Here is a 16,637-nt window from a genome sequence, read left to right on the forward strand (position 1 = left end):
TGTCCACTAGTGACTGCAGAAAAGTAAGCTGCTACGGTACTGATAGCTGCGGCGGAAAGAGCAGCTGCTTACTTTGATGGAGGTTCGCCATGCCCACTCTGCTGCACATCGACTCGTCCGCGTTCACCGACAGCTCGGTCTCCCGCGAGGTCTCGGCCGCCTACCGGGCCGCCTGGCAGGCCCAGCACCCCGACGGCACGGTGATCCACCGCGACCTCGCCGCCCTGCCGGTGCCGCACCTGGACGCCCACGGCATCTCCGCGGCCTTCACCCCGGCGGAGGGACGCAGCGCCGAGCAGGCGGCGGCCTTCGCGCTGCGCGAGGAGCTGATGGCGGAGCTGGAGCGGGCCGACGCGATCGTGATCGGCACCCCGATGTACAACTTCACGATCCCGTCCAGCCTCAAGGCCTGGCTGGACCAGGTGATCCTGATGGGCCGCACGGCGGGGGACACCCCCTCGGCGGCCGGGACCCCGGTGACGGTGGTCGCGGCCCGCGGCGGCTCCTACGCGCCCGGCGCCCCGCGCGAGCCCTACGAGTTCGTCACCACCTACCTGGAGAAGGTGCTGACCGGGATGCTCGGGCTGGAGGTCGAGTTCATCGTCCCCGAGTTCACCCTGGCGGCGACGGTGCCGGCGATGGCGGACTTCGTGCAGCACGCCGCCGACTCCAAGGCCCGGGCGCTGGAGGACGCGGCGCGCCTGGCGAAGGCCTCGGCCGCCTGACGGCGCCGTACCCCGCGCGGAAGGCGTGCCCCGCCGGGCGCGCCTTCCGCGCAATCGGCGGGCCGTGCTCCCATGCTGTAGGGCGCAGGGAGTCCGAGCGCCGACCGGAGGGAGCAGCCAGTGACGTCGTCCTCGCCCGAGGGGAGCGCCGCCGCGGAACGCGCGGGCGTCGCGGACGGCGACCGGGCCGGGGCGGACGGGGCGGACGCGGCCGGGACGGCCGGTGTCCGGCCGCTGGAGATCGCCGTGTTCACCGGTCCCGAGTCGGCCTTCTTCGCCACCTCGACCCTGATCCTCGGCGAGCGGACCGCGATCCTGGTCGACGCCCAGCTCACCCGCAGCGCCGGCCGCGAGCTGGCCGAGTGGGTGGCCGGCAAGAACCGACGGCTGCTGGCCATCGTGATCACCCACCAGCACCCCGACCACTACTTCGGTGCCGAGGAGGTGCTGAAGCTCTTCCCGGAGGCGCAGCTGCTGGCCGCGCCGCCGGTGGTGGACGGCATCCTGCGCACCGCGGCCGCGAAGGTCGCCCAGTGGAAGCCGGTGTACGGCGACGACATCCCCGACCACCCGCTGGTGCCCGCGCCGCTGCTGCCCCAGCCGCTGATGGTCGACCGCCAGGTGATTCCGGTGCTGCTGTTCGGCCAGGGCGACTGCGAGGGGTCCACGGTGGTCCACGTGCCCAGTATCCGCACCGTGCTCGCCGGTGACTTCGTCTACAACGGCACCCACGTCTGGACGGCCGACACCACCCCGGAACAGCGCACCGCGTGGGTGCGCAACCTCGGCCGGATCGCCGAACTCGGTGCCGAACGCGTGATCGCCGGGCACCGGGCGCCCGAGCAGGACGACGACGCGGGCCGGGTGCTCGCCTTCACCGGTGAGTACCTCCAGGACTTCGACCGGCTGCTGGCCGCCCACCCGGACGACGCGGAGGCGCTGGTCGCCGCGGTGGGCGAGCGGTACGGGGAGCTGACCCTGCCGGCCATCCTGGAGCTGAGCGTCGCCGCCAACCTCGCCCGTCCCCGCCCCCGCCCCCTGCCGGACGAGGACGGGATCGTCGACGCCGAACTGGTCGACGAGGACCCCGAGGACTGAGCCGGGGCGGACCGGGCGCCGCGGCGCGGATACTGGCGGCATGACGCCGTACGACGTGATCGTGCCCGCCGGTGGCGCCGCCCGCCGGCTCGGGGGAGCGGACAAGCCCGGGCTGACCGTCGGCGGGACGGCCCTGCTCGACCGGGTGCTCGCCGCCGCCGCCGGTGCCCGCACCACCGTGGTGGTCGGCCCGGCCCGGCCCACCGCCCGGACCGGGATCCGCTGGACCCGCGAGCGGCCGCCCGGCGGCGGACCGGTGGCGGCCGTCGCGGCCGGTCTGGCCGAGGTGACGGCCGAGGTGGTGCTGCTGCTCGCCGCCGACCTGCCGTTCCTGGACGCGCGGACCGTCGGCCGGCTGGCCGGGGCCCTCGCCGGGGCGGGGCCGGAGACCGGGGCGGTCGTCCTGGTCGACGCCGCCGGCCGCGACCAGCCGCTCGCCGCCGCCTACCGCACCGCCGCCCTGCGCGCCGCGCTGGCCGCCGCCGGGGAGCCGGCCGGGCTGCCGCTGCGCCGGCTGACCGGCGGCCTGCGCACCCTGCGGCTGGCCGACACCGACGACGTGAGCCACGACTGCGACACCTGGGAGGAGCTGGAGCTGGCCCGGGAACGGGACCGCTCCCGCTGACGCCCGCCGCCCCCTCTCGTGGGGCCCCGGCCGGCCGGTTCACGGGGGCCGGCGGCCCGCCGTGCGGGAGACGACGCGCGGCGCTCATCGGGGAAACATCCCGGGGAAACCGCCGATCAGGCAGCATGGGGCCCATGGAGCGCACGCTGGATGACTGGATGGCCGAGGTCCGGGCCGAGCTGGGGATCGACCTGGACGTCGACGTCCCCGGACTGCTCGACCTCGCCCGGGTGGTCGCGCACGGGGTGGCCCGGCCCGCCGCGCCGCTGACCGCCTTCCTGGTCGGCTACGCGGCCGCGCAGCGCGGCGGCGGCCCGGAGGCCGTCACCGAGGCGTCCCGGCGCACCGCTGAACTCGCCGAGCGCTGGACGGCGGCGGCCGGGCCGGAGCACCCGTGAGCACGGTCGAGGAGGCCGCGGTGCCCGGTGGACGCTCCGCCGTCGGCCCGCTGACCTGGCCGCAGGCCCGGGCGGCCGCCCGCCGGGCCGGTCTGCACCCGCTCCCGCCGCAGCGCCTGGACCTGGCCGAGGCGCTCGGCCGGACCCTGGCCGAGCCGCTCACCGCCCTCACCGACCTGCCGGCCTTCGACACCTCGGCGATGGACGGCTGGGCCGTCGCCGGGCCGGGCCCCTGGCGGGTCGCCGGGCGGATACTGGCCGGGCAGTCGGGGGTGCCGCCGCTGGAGGACGGCGCGGCCGCCGAGATCGCCACCGGCGCCCAGCTGCCGCGCGGTGCCACCGCGGTGCTCCGGCGCGAGCACGGCGAGCGGATCGGCGCCCTGCTGCACGACCGGGGCCCGGGCTCGCTGACCACCGGCCAGGACGTCCGCCCGCGCGGTCAGGAGTGCCGCCGGGGCGAGGCGCTGCTGGCCGCCGGCACCCCGGTCGGCCCGGCCGTGCTGGGCCTCGCGGCGGCCTGCGGCCACGACGGGCTGGCGGTCCGCCGCCGTCCGGTCGTCGAACTCCTCGTCCTCGGTGACGAACTGCTCTGCGCCGGGGTCCCGCGGCCCGGCCTGGTCCGGGACGCGCTCGGCCCGCTGCTGCCGCCCTGGCTCCGGGCGGCCGGTGCCGAGGTGGGTGAGCCGCGGGCCGTCCGGGACGACTTCGGCCTGCTCCGGGACGCCGTCCGGCACTCCACCGCCGACGTGGTGGTCACCACCGGCGGCACGGCCGCCGGTCCGGTCGACTTCCTGCACCGGGCCCTGACCGAGGCCGGCGCCCGGCTGCTGGTGGACGGCGTCGCCGTCCGCCCCGGCCACCCGATGCTGCTCGCCGAACTCCCGGGCGGCCGCCACCTGGTGGGTCTGCCGGGCAACCCGCTGGCCGCGGTGGCCGGCGCCGTCACCCTCGCCCTGCCGCTGCTGCACGCCCGGGGCGGCCGGTCCGCCGGCGAGCCGGCGCTCGCGCTCGCCGCCGTGGACCTCGCCGGCCATCCCGCGGACACCCGGCTGCTGCCGGTGCGCCGCACCGCGCACGGCGTCGTCCCGCTGGCCTTCGACGGCCCGGCGATGCTGCGCGGCCTGGCCCGGGCCGAGGCGCTCGCCGTGGTGCCGCCCGGCGGCGCGGCGCAGGGCGCCACCGTCGAACTCCTGGAGGTCCCGTGAGTGCCCGCCGCCGTGAGTCGCCGCTGCGCCCGGTGACCCCCGGCACCGAGCCGTGGGCGGACGCCGGCATCGTGCTGCCCGCCCGGCGGACCGCGCCCGCCTTCCAGCAGGTCGGTTCACGGCTGCTGGTGGCCCTCGGCGTGCTGGTGGCCACCACCGTGATCGTCTGGCTGGACCGGGCCGGCTACAACGACAACGCCGGCGGCGGGGTGAGCTTCCTCGACGCGGCGTACTACGCCACCGTCACGCTCTCCACCACCGGGTACGGCGACATCACCCCGTTCAGCGACAGCGCCCGGCTGACCAACATCTTCGTGATCACACCGCTGCGCGTGGTCTTCCTGATCATCCTGGTCGGCACCACGCTCGAAGTGCTCACCGAACGCACCCGTCAGCAGTGGCGGTTGAACCGCTGGAGGTCCACCGTGCGCGAGCACACCGTCGTGATCGGCTACGGCACCAAGGGGCGCAGCGCCGTCGACACCCTGCTCGGCCAGGGGGTGCGCAAGGAGGAGATCGTGGTGGTCGACCCGCAGCGCAAGGTGATCGACCAGGCCGCCCAGCACGGCCTGGTGGGAGTGGTCGGCGACGCCACCCGGACCGACACCCTGCTGCGCGCCGGACTGCCCGCGGCCGCGCGGGTGGTGGTGGCGCCGGAGCGGGACGACACCGCCGTCCTGATCACGCTGACCGCGCGTCAGCTGACCAAGGCGGCCACCGTGGTCGCGGCCGTGCGGGAGGACGAGAACGCCCCGCTGCTGCGGCAGAGCGGCGCCGACGTGGTGGTGACCAGCTCCAGTTCGGCGGGCCGGCTGCTCGGCATGTCGATGCTCAGCCCGCACGCCGGCGCGGTGATGGAGGACCTGCTCACCTACGGCAACGGCCTGGACGTGATCGAGCGCCCGGTGACCCGGGCCGAGGCCGGGCACGGCCCGCGCGAGTGCGAGGACCTCGTGGTGGCGGTGGTCCGCGGCCGCCGGGTGCTCAACTACACCGAGCCGGAGGCCCAGGTGCTCCAGCTCACCGACCGGGTGATCGTCATCAAGTGATCCTCCGGTGACTACAGTTCGTGTCATGAACAATCAACCGCAGCTCCCCTTCGGCACGTTCGAGACGGTCGCGCCGGCCCTCGACGTCCGCGACCTGCTGGCCGGGCCGGTGGCCGACGCCCTCGCGGCCTGGGCGGACCAGGAGGCCGCGCGGTCCGTGCTCTACGTGGACACCGACCCGGAGAAGGCGGACACCGCGGTGTTCTGCGAAACCTACGGGGTGCCGCTGGAGGCCTCGGCGAACTGCGTGGTGGTGGCCGCCAAGCGCGGCGGGGAGACCACGCGGGCCGCCTGCCTGGCGCTCGCCCACACCCGGGTGGACGTCAACCGGGCCGTCCGCAAGCGCCTGGAGGCGCGCAAGGCCTCGTTCGCGCCGATGGACGCGGCGGTCGAGCTGACCGGGATGGAGTACGGCGGCATCACGCCGGTCGGGCTGCCCGCCGACTGGCCGCTGCTGATCGACGAGGCGGTGGCCCGGGCGCCGTACGTCCTGGTGGGCAGCGGGCGGCGGCGGGGCAAGCTGATCCTGCCGGGCCGGGCGTTGGCGGCCCTGCCGGGCGCCGAGGTGCTGGCCGGGCTGGCCGGCTGAACAGGGGCGCTCCCGGCGGGCCGGCCGGGAGCGCGGACCGGGTTCGGCCGGCGCTCCCGCGGACTGCGCGGGGCGCCCCCGCCGCCCCGTCAGGACGCAGTAGCTTCGGGTCATGCATGCGATGACGATTCCCGAACCCGGCGGTCCCGACGCGCTGGTCTGGGCCGAGGTGCCGGACCCGGTGCCCGGTGACGGCGAGGTCCTGGTCGAGGTGGCGGCGACCGCCGTGAACCGGGCCGACCTGCTCCAGCGCCAGGGCTTCTACAACCCGCCCCCCGGCAGCCCGCCCTACCCCGGTCTGGAGTGCTCGGGCCGGATCGTCGCCCTGGGGGCCGGCGTGGCCGGCTGGGCGGTCGGCGACGAGGTCTGCGCGCTGCTGGCGGGCGGCGGCTACGCGCAGCGGGTCGCGGTGCCGGCGGGGCAGCTGCTGCCGGTGCCCAAGGGGCTCGACCTGGAGCAGGCCGCCGCGCTGCCGGAGGTCGCCTCGACGGTGTGGTCCAACGTCTTCCTGGTCGCGCACCTGCGCCCGGGGGAGACGGTGCTGCTGCACGGCGGGGCGAGCGGCATCGGCACGATGGCGATCCAGCTGGCCAAGGCGGTCGGTGCCCGGGTGGCGGTGACGGCGGGCAGCGCGGAGAAGCTGGCCCGGTGCGCCGAGCTCGGCGCCGACATCACGATCAACTACCGCGAGCAGGACTTCGTCGAGGTGCTCAGGGAGGCCACCGGCGGCGCCGGGGCGGACGTGATCCTGGACCTGATGGGCGCCGCGTACCTGCAGCGCAACGTCGACGCGCTGGCGGTCAACGGCCGACTGGTGATCATCGGGCTGCAGGGCGGCGTGCAGGGCGAGATCAACCTGAACACGCTGCTGCGCAAGCGCGGCGCGGTGATCGCGACCAATCTGCGCGGGCGGCCGCTGGCGGAGAAGGCCGCGATCGTGGCGGCGGTGCGCGAGCACGTCTGGCCGCTGGTCGAGCAGGGCCTGGTGCGGCCGGTGATCGACCGGGTGCTGCCGCTGACCGCGGCGGCCGACGGGCACCGGGCGCTGGAGGCCGGCGATCAGGTCGGCAAGGTGGTGCTGCGGGCCTGAGGCGGGGCGGGGCCGGCGGGCCCGGGGAGCCGGTGGCCCGGCGGGGCGGTTGGTGCACAGCCGTTCGAAATGCCCGGAATGTCGGATTGTGTGACGCTGGTCCGGAGCTGTCCCGCCGCCGACCCCGCCCGTGCGCGGTCGGCCGTCGGAAGGACCTCGACCGTGGCCGCACCTTCGACCCCCTCGAACGCGCTCCTCGGGCCGCTGCCCGCCGCGCCGCCCCACGGCCGTACCCGCACCCGGGGCCGGGCCGGTACCGGTACCCCCCGTGATCGGGGCGACCACCGGGTGCGGCGGCTGCTGACGATGGCGGTACTCGGCCTCGCCCTGCCGCTGACCGTCGTGCCCCCGGCGGCGGCCGCCGGTCCGCAGCGGCCGTCCGGCCCGTGGGAGGCGGTCGCCGGGCCCGCCGCATCGGACCCGCCCACCGTGCCCGCCGAGCCGTCCACTGCCTCCGAGCCCGGCGCTCCGGCGGCGGACGGACCGCAGCCCGGTGGCCCCGGGTGGTCCGGTTCGCCCTCCGCCGACGCCGGTCCGGCGTCCCCCGAGGCCTCGCCCCCGCCCTCCGCCGCACCCTCGGCGGAGCCGTCGGCGGCCGCGCCCCCGAGCACGCCGCCGGCCCCGGCCGCCACCCAGCCGCCGCCGGCCGCCCTCTCGGCAGCCGCCGCGCCGCCGTCGCACCAGGACTGGCACCCGCGGCCCGGCCCGGCGCCCGCCGGCCCCCGGGCCGGTCACCGGCACCGCCCGGCCTCGGCCCCCGAGCGTGCCGAGCGGGTGCCCGACCGGTCGCAGCGGGGGCCGGAGCAGTCCGTCGAGGCCACGCAGGCCGTCCCGGACGCGGACCCCGGCACGCCGGACGGCGCCGCACCGGCCGAGGACGCCGTGCCGGACGGCGCCACGGTGGCGGCCGGAGCGACCCAGCAGGCCGCCGGGGCCGTCCCGGCCGTGCTGCCCGCCCGCTGGCGCGACGCCTCCACGCTCCAGCTGCCGCTGGGCGCCGGCCTCGGCCTGATCGGCTGCGGCCTCGGGCTGATCGGTCTGCGCCTGCGCAAGGGCTGAGTCGCGGCGGCCGGCGCCGGCGCCGCGCCCCCGCGCGACCTGAGTATCCGTACGGATGCCGGGCCGCCGCGCGGGGGCGTAGCGTCGTCAGCGGAAGCGGGTGCGGTGACCGCGGTGCCGGTGACCGGTGACCGTGGTGCGGGGCGGCGGTGCGGGCGGGGGTTCCACCCGGCCAACCACCCGGCCAACCCCAGTGAGGAAGAATGTTGTTCATGACGAATCCGATGAACGAGCGCTCGCCGCAGGACCTGTACCAGGCCATGGGCGGGCAGTCGCAGGACGGCCAGAAGGTGCTGATCGTCGGACCGGACGGGCTGCCCGTGGGCCAGGGGTTCGCCGGCTCGACGCACGACGACGGTGAAGGGCCGCGCGAGCTCCCGGTGACCGAGATGGTGGAGCAGCCGGCCAAGGTCATGCGGATCGGCAGCATGATCAAGCAGCTGCTGGAGGAGGTCCGGGCGGCTCCTCTCGACGAGGCCAGCCGGGTCCGGCTGAAGGACATCCACGCCAGCTCCATCAAGGAGCTGGAGCTCGGCCTGGCGCCCGAGCTGGTCGCGGAGCTGGAGCGGCTCTCGCTGCCGTTCACCGAGGACACCATCCCGACCGAGGCCGAACTGCGGATCGCGCAGGCGCAGCTGGTGGGCTGGCTGGAGGGGCTGTTCCACGGCATCCAGACCGCGCTCTTCGCCCAGCAGATGGCCGCCCGGGCGCAGTTGGAGCAGATGCGGCGGGCGCTGCCGCCGGGTCTGCACGGCGCCGAGCAGGAGGACGACGAGCCCGGCGAGGGCCGCGGCATCCGCTCCGGCCCGTACCTGTAGGCCCGCCACCGGCCCGGCGCAGCCGCCCCGGTCGGCGCCGCGGACCCCGCGGCGACCGCCCGGTATCGGACGTACCGCCACGATCCGGTGCCGAACGCACGACCGACCCACTACCGTCCGGTCGTGGGTCGCGGCTCGGACACAGTGTCGGCCCTGCGCCGATCACTGTCGCCGTGAGCCGATACCCTGAGCCCCTGTCGCAGGCCGGGCGAGCGCCGCGACAGGGGTCGGGTGGGCCACCAAACCGGGCCCGACCACGCACGGACGAGACCGAACGTCACGGTTGCGGCGGCACGACCGCGCCGAGGGGGAGCAGAGGACCATGAGCGAGCACGGCAACGCGGCGGTCGAGGGCCACTCCCTGGGCAACGGCAGGTACGTGCTGCAGCGGGTGCTGGGCGAGGGCGGCATGGCCTCCGTGCACCTCGCCTACGACAACGTGCTCGGCCGCTCGGTCGCGCTGAAGAGCATGCACGCCGAGCTCGGCCGGGACGAGTCCTTCAAGGAGCGGTTCCGGCGCGAGGCGCAGGCCGTGGCCCGGCTGGAACACGCCAACATCGTCACGGTCTACGACAGCGGCGAGGACGTCGCCGCCGACGGCTCCACCACCCCGTACATCGTGATGCAGCTGGTCGACGGCAAGGGCCTGCGCGAGGCGATCAACGACGCGGTCGCGCAGTACGGCGCGATGCCCACCGAGGAGGCGCTGCGGGTCACCGTCGGCGTGCTGAACGCGTTGGAGGCCTCGCACGACCAGGGGCTGGTCCACCGCGACATCAAGCCCGGCAACGTGATGTTCGACCGCAAGGGCAACATCAAGGTCATGGACTTCGGCATCGCCCGCGCGCTGGAGTCCGGGGTCACCTCGATGACCCAGACCGGCATGGTGGTCGGCACCCCGCAGTACCTCTCGCCCGAGCAGGCGCTCGGCAAGCCGGTGGACGCCCGCTCCGACCTCTACTCGGTCGGCGTGATGCTCTTCGAGATGCTCACCGGGCAGCTGGTCTTCGACGGCGACTCGGCGTTCTCGATCGCCTACAAGCACGTCCAGGAGGAGCCCTCGGCGCCGTCCACCGTCAACCGGGCGGTCAGCCCGGCGGTGGACGCCTTCGTCGCCCAGGCGCTGCGCAAGGACCCGGCGCACCGCTTCCCGAGCGCGGCGGCGATGCGCGACGAGGCGGAGCGGCTGATCGCGGCGGAGAAGGGCGGCGGCAACGGCAACCAGCTGGCCGCGAGCTCGCCGCTGGTGATCACCGACGGTCCGCGCTCGGTGCACGCCGGGCCGCAGGCCCCGCAGACCCCGCCGCCGTTCCAGCAGCAGTACCGGACGCCGCCGCCGGCCTTCCAGACCCCGCCGCCGCAGCACCCGCAGACGCCGCAGCCCTTCCCGCAGCAGTACCAGACCCCGCCGCCGGCCTTCCAGGCCCCGCAGCACTTCCCGCCGCAGGCGCACACCCCGCCGCCCCAGCCGATGCCGATGCCGACGCAGTTCCAGCCGGCCCCCGCGTCGAACAGCGGCGGCTGCTCCACCGCGCTCGTGATCGTCGGCATCATCATCGGCGTGATCGTCCTCGCGATCATCATCATCGCCATCGTGGTGACCAAGGCGGAGAAGACCAGCACCTCCCGGTCCGTCGAGCGGCCCGCGACCGTCCTGCACCTGGACGACCTGCCCGACCGGAATGGCCTGCTCTGACGCGGTGCGCCCGGATCGGGCGTGCTACGGGGGAAGTCCGGAGGCGGTAGCGTTCGGGGACACGAAGCGACAGGGCACCGCGATCCGAGCGAAGGCCCGGGGCGAGGAGCGATGGCACAGACGCAGCGGCCGGACGACGACGAGGGTGCCCGGGCGGCCGGTTCGACCGGTGGGGCCCGGAGGATGCCCGAGCCCGGCAGCGACAGCGCCGCCACCTCCGCACTCCCGCCGTACGGCGGCGGCCCGCAGACCCCCGGCCGCGGCACCGCGGCCCCGCTCGGCACGGTGGGTGACGGCCGCTACCGGCTGACCCACCGGCTCGGCCGCGGCGGCATGGCCGAGGTGTTCGCCGCCCAGGACGTCCGGCTCGGCCGGACCGTCGCCGTCAAGCTGCTGCGCCCCGAACTCGCCCAGGACGACATCGCCCGGCTGCGCTTCACCCGCGAGGCACACGCCGTCGCGGCGCTCAACCACCACTCGATCGTCGCGGTCTACGACACCGGCGAGGAGTACGTCGGCGACGAGTCGACGCCCTACATCGTGATGGAGCTGGTCGAGGGCCGGACCGTCCGCGAGCTGCTGGTGGACGAGGAGGAGCCGCCGGTCGACCAGGCGCTCATCATCATCGCCGGGGTGCTGGAGGCGCTCGCCTACAGCCACCGGCACGGCATCGTGCACCGGGACATCAAGCCCGCCAACGTCATCATCACCACCACCGGCGCGGTCAAGGTGATGGACTTCGGCATCGCCCGCGCGCTGACCGGCACCGCCAGCACCATGACCCAGACCGGCATGGTCATGGGCACCCCCCAGTACCTCTCGCCCGAGCAGGCCCTCGGCAAGCCGGTCGACCACCGCTCCGACCTGTACGCGGCCGGCTGCATGCTCTACGAGCTGCTCACGCTGCGCCCGCCGTTCACCGGTGACACCCCGCTCTCGGTGGTCTACCAGCACGTGCAGGACCCGCCGGTGCCGCCGGCGCAGGTCAACGCGCGGGTCCCGGCGGCGCTCGACCCGCTGGTGCTGCGCTCGCTCGCCAAGAACCCGGACGACCGCTTCCAGGACGCCGACGAGTTCCGCGCCCACCTCCAGCACGCCCTGCGCGAGATGCACGGCGGGGCCTGGGCGACGGGTGCCGCGGCGGCCGGGCTGGCGGCGGCCGGCCAGGGGCACAGCGGTGCCACCCCGGTGCTCGGGGCGGACGGCGAGACGGCCGTCACCGCGCCGTTCGGCCTGGGCGGCCCGAGCGATTCGACGACGGTGCTGCCGTACCAGGTGCCCGGCGGCCCGCACACGCCGTCCTCGCCCTACCCCGGGGCCGGCGGCCCGTACGGCGGCGGCTCGTACGACGGTGGCTCGTACGACGGCGGTCACGGCGGCCCGGGCGGCGACGGCGGCGACGGGGACGACGACCGCCGCCGGCGGCGCGGGCCCTGGGCCTGGGTGGCCGGCGCCGCGGCGGTGTTCGTCGCGTCCGGTGTCGGGATCGCGCTCGCGCTCAGCGGTGGCGGTGGCGGCGGCGGGACGAAGGACCCCGGCCAGACGCCCGCCCCGTCCGTCTCGGTGGTCTCCTCCTCCGACGCCGGTACGCCCACCGGCGGGGGGATCTCCCCGACCACGGTGGCGCCCAGCCAGACCAGCCGGAAGCCGAACCAGCCGACCGACACGAACAACAACAACAACAACCAGAGCCCGCCGGCCACCGTGCCCAAGCACTCGCCGAGCATGACCCCGACGCCCACCGGTACCAAGCCGTCGTCGACGACCCCGTCGTCCACCGGCACGCCGACCGGCGGGGGCACCGGGACGCCGACCGGCGGCGCGAGCGGGACGCCGACCAACGGCGCGACGGGCACCCAGCCGCCGCCGACCAAGCCGGCCACCCAGCCGACGGGGGCCCCGACCACCGCGCCCGGGGCCGGCGGCTGACCGGCGGCGACGACCGGTGACGGTCAGTTGGCGAAGGCGTCCAGGACCTGCTCGTACTCCTGGCACCACCACGCCAGCTGGCCGGCCGAGGCGGGGTAGAGCGGGTCGGCCCGGTGGTCGGCCCGCTGGTAGCGCCACTGGAGCATCCAGAAGTCGTTGAGCCGCTCCCACCAGACCCGGTGGACGGCCGCCGCCAGGTGTTCCGCGGTGGCCGCCCCGGTGGCCCGGTACGCCTGCGAGTAGGTCCGGACCCGGACGAGGTCGAGCGTGCCCGACGTCCGGTCGTTGAAGACCAGGGTGGCCGACCGGACGGCCTCCTCGGCGCGCGGCTGCGGGCCGAGCTTGTCCCAGTCCAGGACGGCCGCGATCCGGTCGCCCGCGTGCAGCAGGTTGAGCCCGTGGAAGTCGCCGTGCGTCCAGCCGGTGGGCGGGGCGGCCTGCGGGACGGGCCGGCGGTGGGCGTACTCGGCGAGCAGGTCGAGCCGTTCGGTGAGGCGCCGCTCGACCAGCGCGTCCAGCGCGCCGTACGGGCGCTGCTCGCGGGCGCTGAGCCGGAGTTCGCGGGCCAGCCGGGCGCTGTCCAGCGGGTCGGCACTGTGGTAGCCGGCGGGTTGTGCGAGGGGGGCGCAGACGTCGTCGAGCGCGCCGTGCAGCCGGCCGAGCAGCGCTCCGAGCGCGCCGCACTGCGTCAGGGAGAGGTCGCTGCCGTGCCGGTGCCGGCCATCCACCCAGGGGAAGAGCGCGAACAGCCGGCTGCCGAAGGAGGCCACCGTGCCGGAGCGTTCGGCACACGCCAGCGGGGGAGCGACGGGCAGTCCGAGGGTCTCCAGCGCGGCCATCGCGCGGTGGTGCCCGGCGATCGATTCGCGGTGTGCGGTGGCGGCGTCGACGTAGCACTTCAGGAAGTACGTCCCGGCCTCGGTGGTGACCCGGTAGCCCCGGTTCAACAGGCCCTCGGCGACCGGCTCGGCGGTGAGCAGCCGCCCCACCCGGTAGCGGCGCAGGACCTCGGCCAGGACGAGGTGGGGAACGGGCGGGCTGAGGGTCCCTATCGGGGGTGCGGTGAGATCGGGGCGGGCCGGGGCACAGGCGAGGGTCTGGCTGAAAGTCACAGGCTGAGGTTAGGGCCCCCTGACGGGGGTCCTTGACAAACCGTCAGAACTGTGATCCCCGGCGCTTTCAGTGCTGCTGGTCGGCCTGGTGCCGTGCCACGAAGGCGGCTGCCTGGGTGCGCCGCTCCATGCCCATCTTGGCGAGCAGACTGGAGACGTAGTTCTTGACCGTTTTCTCGGCCAGGTGCAGCTCGTTGCCGATCTGACGGTTGGTCATCCCCTCGCCGATCAGATCGAGGATCCGCCGCTCCTGCTTGGTGAGCTGGGACAGTCGCTCGTCCTCCTTCTCGCCGCCGTCGCGCAGCCGGGCCAGCACCCGGCTGGTGGCCACCGGGTCGAGCAGCGACTTGCCGGCCGCGACGTCCCGGACGGCGGTGATCAGGTCGGTGCCGCGGATCGCCTTCAGGACGTAGCCGGAGGCGCCCGCCATGATCGAGTCGAACAGCGCCTCGTCGTCCGAGAACGAGGTCAGCATCAGGCACTTGATCTCCGGCAGCCGGGAGCGGACCTCCCGGCAGACCTCGACGCCGTTCCCGTCCGGCAGCCGGACGTCGAGGACCGCGACGTCGGGGTGCACGGCGGTGATCCGGGTGATCGCCTCGGCGGCCGTCCCGGCCTCGCCGACCACCTCGATGTCGTCCTCGACCGAGAGGAGATCGTGGACGCCCCGCCGGACCACCTCGTGGTCGTCGAGCAGAAATACCCTGATTTGTCCGTTATCAGTCACGTGTAAAGCCTCCCATATCGCCGCAGGAGCGACCTATTGCCCGCACCGCCCCCGGAACGCTATCCGGCCAGATCAGTCGAAAGCGATGCCGGTAACCCCCTTACGAACGGGGCTCCGCCCGGATAACGTGCGCAGGTGTCCTGAAGGCGACCGAATTGAGAGCTGCGCCACACCCGCAGTTGTAGGCCCTGAACAAGTAGGACGTCCTAGCGCAAGCGCGCCAAGGGCTGCCGCTGGGTAACGTTCTCGTGAGGGACGCCGTCGGAACAGGATCACCACCTGCCTTGCAGTCGGTGCGCACACCCACGCGCGCCCCGCGAGGCGGTGACCGGACCGGTCACCGGCGACCCCGGGCGGCCGGACAGACCGAGGAGTGAACGTGACCGTCAAAAGCACGGCGAGGGCCCGCAAGAAGGCGGCCCCCGGCGTCCCTGACACCCTCCGCGCCACGGGTACGGACGCCCAGCCGGAGCTCGTACAGCTGCTCACCCCGGAAGGCGAGCGGATCGAGCACCCGGACTACCCGCTCACCACCACCCCGGACGAGCTGCGCGCCCTCTACCGCGACCTGGTGCTGGTGCGCCGGTTCGACGCCGAGGCCACCGCGCTGCAGCGCCAGGGCGAGCTGGGCCTGTGGGCCTCGCTGCTCGGCCAGGAAGCCGCCCAGGTCGGCTCCGGGCGGGCCATGCGCACCGGTGACTACGCCTTCCCCACCTACCGCGAGCACGGCGTGGCCTGGTGCCGCGACGTGGACCCGCTGAACCTGCTCGGCATGTTCCGCGGCGTGAACCACGGCGGCTGGGACCCGAATGAGAAGAACTTCCACCTGTACACCATCGTGATCGGCGCGCAGACCCTGCACGCCACCGGCTACGCGATGGGCATCACCAAGGACGGCGCGGACGACGCGGTGATCGCCTACTTCGGCGACGGCGCCTCCAGCCAGGGCGACGTCAACGAGGCCTTCACCTTCGCCTCGGTCTACAACGCCCCGGTGGTCTTCTTCTGCCAGAACAACCAGTGGGCGATCTCCGAGCCCACCACCACCCAGACCAAGATCCCGCTGTACCGCCGCGCCTCCGGCTTCGGCTTCCCCGGCGTCCGGGTCGACGGCAACGACGTGCTGGCCTGCCTGGCGGTCACCCGCTGGGCGCTCGACCACGCCCGCAGCGGCAACGGCCCGGTGCTGATCGAGGCGTTCACCTACCGGATGGGCGCGCACACCACCTCCGACGACCCCACCCGCTACCGCCCCTCCGAGGAGACCGAGGCCTGGAAGGCCAAGGACCCGATCACCCGGCTCCGGGCGCTCCTGGAGAAGGAGGGCCTGGCCGAGGAGGAGTTCTTCGCCTCGATCGAGGCCGAGAGCGAGCAGCTGGGGCTGCGGGTGCGCGAGGGCGTGCGCACCATGCCGGACCCGGACCCGACCCTGATCTTCGACCACGTCTACGCCGAGCCGCACACACTGGTCGATGAGGAACGGGCCGAGTACGTCGAGTACGCGGCCTCCTTCGAGGCGGGGGAGAACCTCTGATGGCCGCTCAGCTCAGCATCGCGAAGGCGCTCAACGAGGCGCTGCGCAAGTCGCTGGAGAACGACCCGAAGACGCTCCTGATGGGCGAGGACATCGGCAAGCTCGGTGGCGTCTTCCGGATCACCGACGGCCTGCAGAAGGACTTCGGCGACAGCCGGGTGATCGACTCCCCGCTCGCCGAGTCCGGCATCGTCGGCACCGCGATCGGCCTCGCGCTGCGCGGCTACCGCCCGGTGGTGGAGATCCAGTTCGACGGGTTCGTCTACCCGGCCTTCGACCAGATCGTCTCCCAGCTGGCCAAGATGCACGCCCGCGCGCTCGGGCACGTCAAGATGCCGGTCACCATCCGCATCCCGTACGCGGGCGGCATCGGCGCGGTCGAGCACCACAGCGAGTCGCACGAGGCGTACTTCGCGCACACCGCCGGTCTGCGGGTGGTCTCGCCGTCCAGCGCGCACGACGCGCACTGGATGCTGCGCCAGGCCATCGAGTCGGACGACCCGGTGATCTTCCTGGAGCCCAAGCGCCGCTACTGGGACAAGGGCGAGGTCGGCGACGCCGCCGACCTGGGCCTGTACGACGCCCGGATCGTGCGCCCCGGCACGGACGCGACGCTGATCGCCTACGGCCCGATGGTCAAGGTCTGCCTGGAGGCCGCCGCGGCCGCCGAGGAGGACGGCCGCCGGCTGGAGGTCGTCGACCTGCGCTCGCTCTCCCCGGTGGACTTCGCCGCCCTGGAGGAGTCGGTCAAGCGGACCGGCCGCGGCATCGTGGTGCACGAGGCGCCGGTCTTCCTGGGCATGGGCGCCGAGCTGGCCGCCCGGCTGACGGAGCGGTGCTTCTACCACCTGGAGGCGCCGATCCTGCGGGTCGGCGGCTACCACGCGCCGTACCCGCCGTCCCGGGTCGAGGAAGCCTTCCTGCCGGACCTGGACCGCGTGCTCGACGCCGTCGACCGCGCGCTCGCGTACTGAACCGGGGAG

14 protein-coding genes and 1 pseudogene are annotated in these 16,637 nt (G+C 74.7%); 13 read left to right on the forward strand and 2 right to left on the reverse strand.

The genetic code is table 11. The features are described from left to right. Positions 1 to 89: 89 nt before the first annotated feature. From ACZ4UX_RS00655 to ACZ4UX_RS00705, 11 genes and pseudogenes are all read left to right on the forward strand, one after another. Positions 90 to 725 carry an FMN-dependent NADH-azoreductase gene (locus ACZ4UX_RS00655; protein ID WP_465704642.1) on the forward strand — a complete coding sequence of 212 codons (636 nt, stop codon included), beginning with the start codon at positions 90 to 92 and terminating at the stop codon, positions 723 to 725. Between the two features lie 120 nt (positions 726 to 845). Further along, positions 846 to 1,823 carry an MBL fold metallo-hydrolase gene (locus ACZ4UX_RS00660; RefSeq protein ID WP_465704644.1) on the forward strand — a complete coding sequence of 326 codons (978 nt, stop codon included), beginning with the start codon at positions 846 to 848 and terminating at the stop codon, positions 1,821 to 1,823. 40 nt (positions 1,824 to 1,863) lie between these two features. Continuing rightward, positions 1,864 to 2,846, forward strand: a pseudogene (locus ACZ4UX_RS00665) (NTP transferase domain-containing protein). Beyond that, the gene (locus ACZ4UX_RS00670; RefSeq protein ID WP_465704646.1) at positions 2,843 to 4,051 is read left to right on the forward strand and encodes a molybdopterin molybdotransferase MoeA; all 1,209 of its coding nucleotides are present in this window, start codon (positions 2,843 to 2,845) and stop codon (positions 4,049 to 4,051) included. The pseudogene ACZ4UX_RS00665 and the gene ACZ4UX_RS00670 overlap by 4 nt, the downstream one beginning before the upstream one ends. Further along, positions 4,048 to 5,100, forward strand: a complete 1,053-nt coding sequence (locus ACZ4UX_RS00675) for a potassium channel family protein (RefSeq protein ID WP_329488763.1) — start codon at positions 4,048 to 4,050, stop codon at positions 5,098 to 5,100. Before ACZ4UX_RS00670 ends, ACZ4UX_RS00675 begins: the two co-directional genes overlap by 4 nt. A 25-nt stretch (positions 5,101 to 5,125) precedes the next feature. After that, complete coding sequence (locus ACZ4UX_RS00680; protein WP_465704648.1) at positions 5,126 to 5,689, forward strand: YbaK/EbsC family protein; 564 nt, start codon at positions 5,126 to 5,128, stop codon at positions 5,687 to 5,689. Between the two features lie 112 nt (positions 5,690 to 5,801). Then, positions 5,802 to 6,779 (forward strand): NAD(P)H-quinone oxidoreductase, encoded by a 978-nt coding sequence (locus ACZ4UX_RS00685; protein WP_329488761.1) that lies wholly within the window; start codon positions 5,802 to 5,804, stop codon positions 6,777 to 6,779. A gap of 162 nt (positions 6,780 to 6,941) precedes the next feature. Beyond that, positions 6,942 to 7,838, forward strand: coding sequence for a hypothetical protein (locus tag ACZ4UX_RS00690; protein ID WP_465704649.1), 897 nt, complete (start codon positions 6,942 to 6,944; stop codon positions 7,836 to 7,838). A 212-nt stretch (positions 7,839 to 8,050) separates the two neighbouring features. Next, positions 8,051 to 8,656: a bacterial proteasome activator family protein gene (locus ACZ4UX_RS00695; protein ID WP_380388862.1), complete on the forward strand. Its 606-nt coding sequence runs from the start codon at positions 8,051 to 8,053 to the stop codon at positions 8,654 to 8,656. Positions 8,657 to 8,978: 322 nt separating this feature from the next. Continuing rightward, positions 8,979 to 10,352 (forward strand): protein kinase domain-containing protein, encoded by a 1,374-nt coding sequence (locus ACZ4UX_RS00700; RefSeq protein ID WP_359808976.1) that lies wholly within the window; start codon positions 8,979 to 8,981, stop codon positions 10,350 to 10,352. A gap of 183 nt (positions 10,353 to 10,535) precedes the next feature. Beyond that, the gene (locus ACZ4UX_RS00705; RefSeq protein WP_465705388.1) at positions 10,536 to 12,281 is read left to right on the forward strand and encodes a protein kinase domain-containing protein; all 1,746 of its coding nucleotides are present in this window, start codon (positions 10,536 to 10,538) and stop codon (positions 12,279 to 12,281) included. A 23-nt stretch (positions 12,282 to 12,304) separates the two neighbouring features. On the opposite strand, the gene ACZ4UX_RS00710 is transcribed toward ACZ4UX_RS00705, so the two are convergent. Together ACZ4UX_RS00710 and ACZ4UX_RS00715 are read right to left on the reverse strand one after the other, a co-directional pair. Further along, positions 12,305 to 13,393 (reverse strand): phosphotransferase, encoded by a 1,089-nt coding sequence (locus tag ACZ4UX_RS00710; protein ID WP_465704652.1) that lies wholly within the window; start codon positions 13,391 to 13,393, stop codon positions 12,305 to 12,307. 67 nt (positions 13,394 to 13,460) lie between these two features. Continuing rightward, the gene (locus tag ACZ4UX_RS00715) at positions 13,461 to 14,120 is read right to left on the reverse strand and encodes a response regulator transcription factor (RefSeq protein WP_352288504.1); all 660 of its coding nucleotides are present in this window, start codon (positions 14,118 to 14,120) and stop codon (positions 13,461 to 13,463) included. A 379-nt stretch (positions 14,121 to 14,499) separates the two neighbouring features. On the opposite strand from ACZ4UX_RS00715, the gene pdhA reads away from it, so the two are divergent. Both pdhA and ACZ4UX_RS00725 read left to right on the forward strand, forming a co-directional pair. Next, positions 14,500 to 15,654 (forward strand): pyruvate dehydrogenase (acetyl-transferring) E1 component subunit alpha, encoded by a 1,155-nt coding sequence (gene pdhA / locus ACZ4UX_RS00720; protein ID WP_380388867.1) that lies wholly within the window; start codon positions 14,500 to 14,502, stop codon positions 15,652 to 15,654. After that, positions 15,654 to 16,628 (forward strand): alpha-ketoacid dehydrogenase subunit beta, encoded by a 975-nt coding sequence (locus ACZ4UX_RS00725; protein WP_329488754.1) that lies wholly within the window; start codon positions 15,654 to 15,656, stop codon positions 16,626 to 16,628. The genes pdhA and ACZ4UX_RS00725 overlap by 1 nt, the downstream gene beginning before the upstream one ends. Positions 16,629 to 16,637 lie beyond the last annotated feature (9 nt).

The sequence above is a fragment of the Kitasatospora sp. NPDC028961 genome (assembly GCF_055564815.1).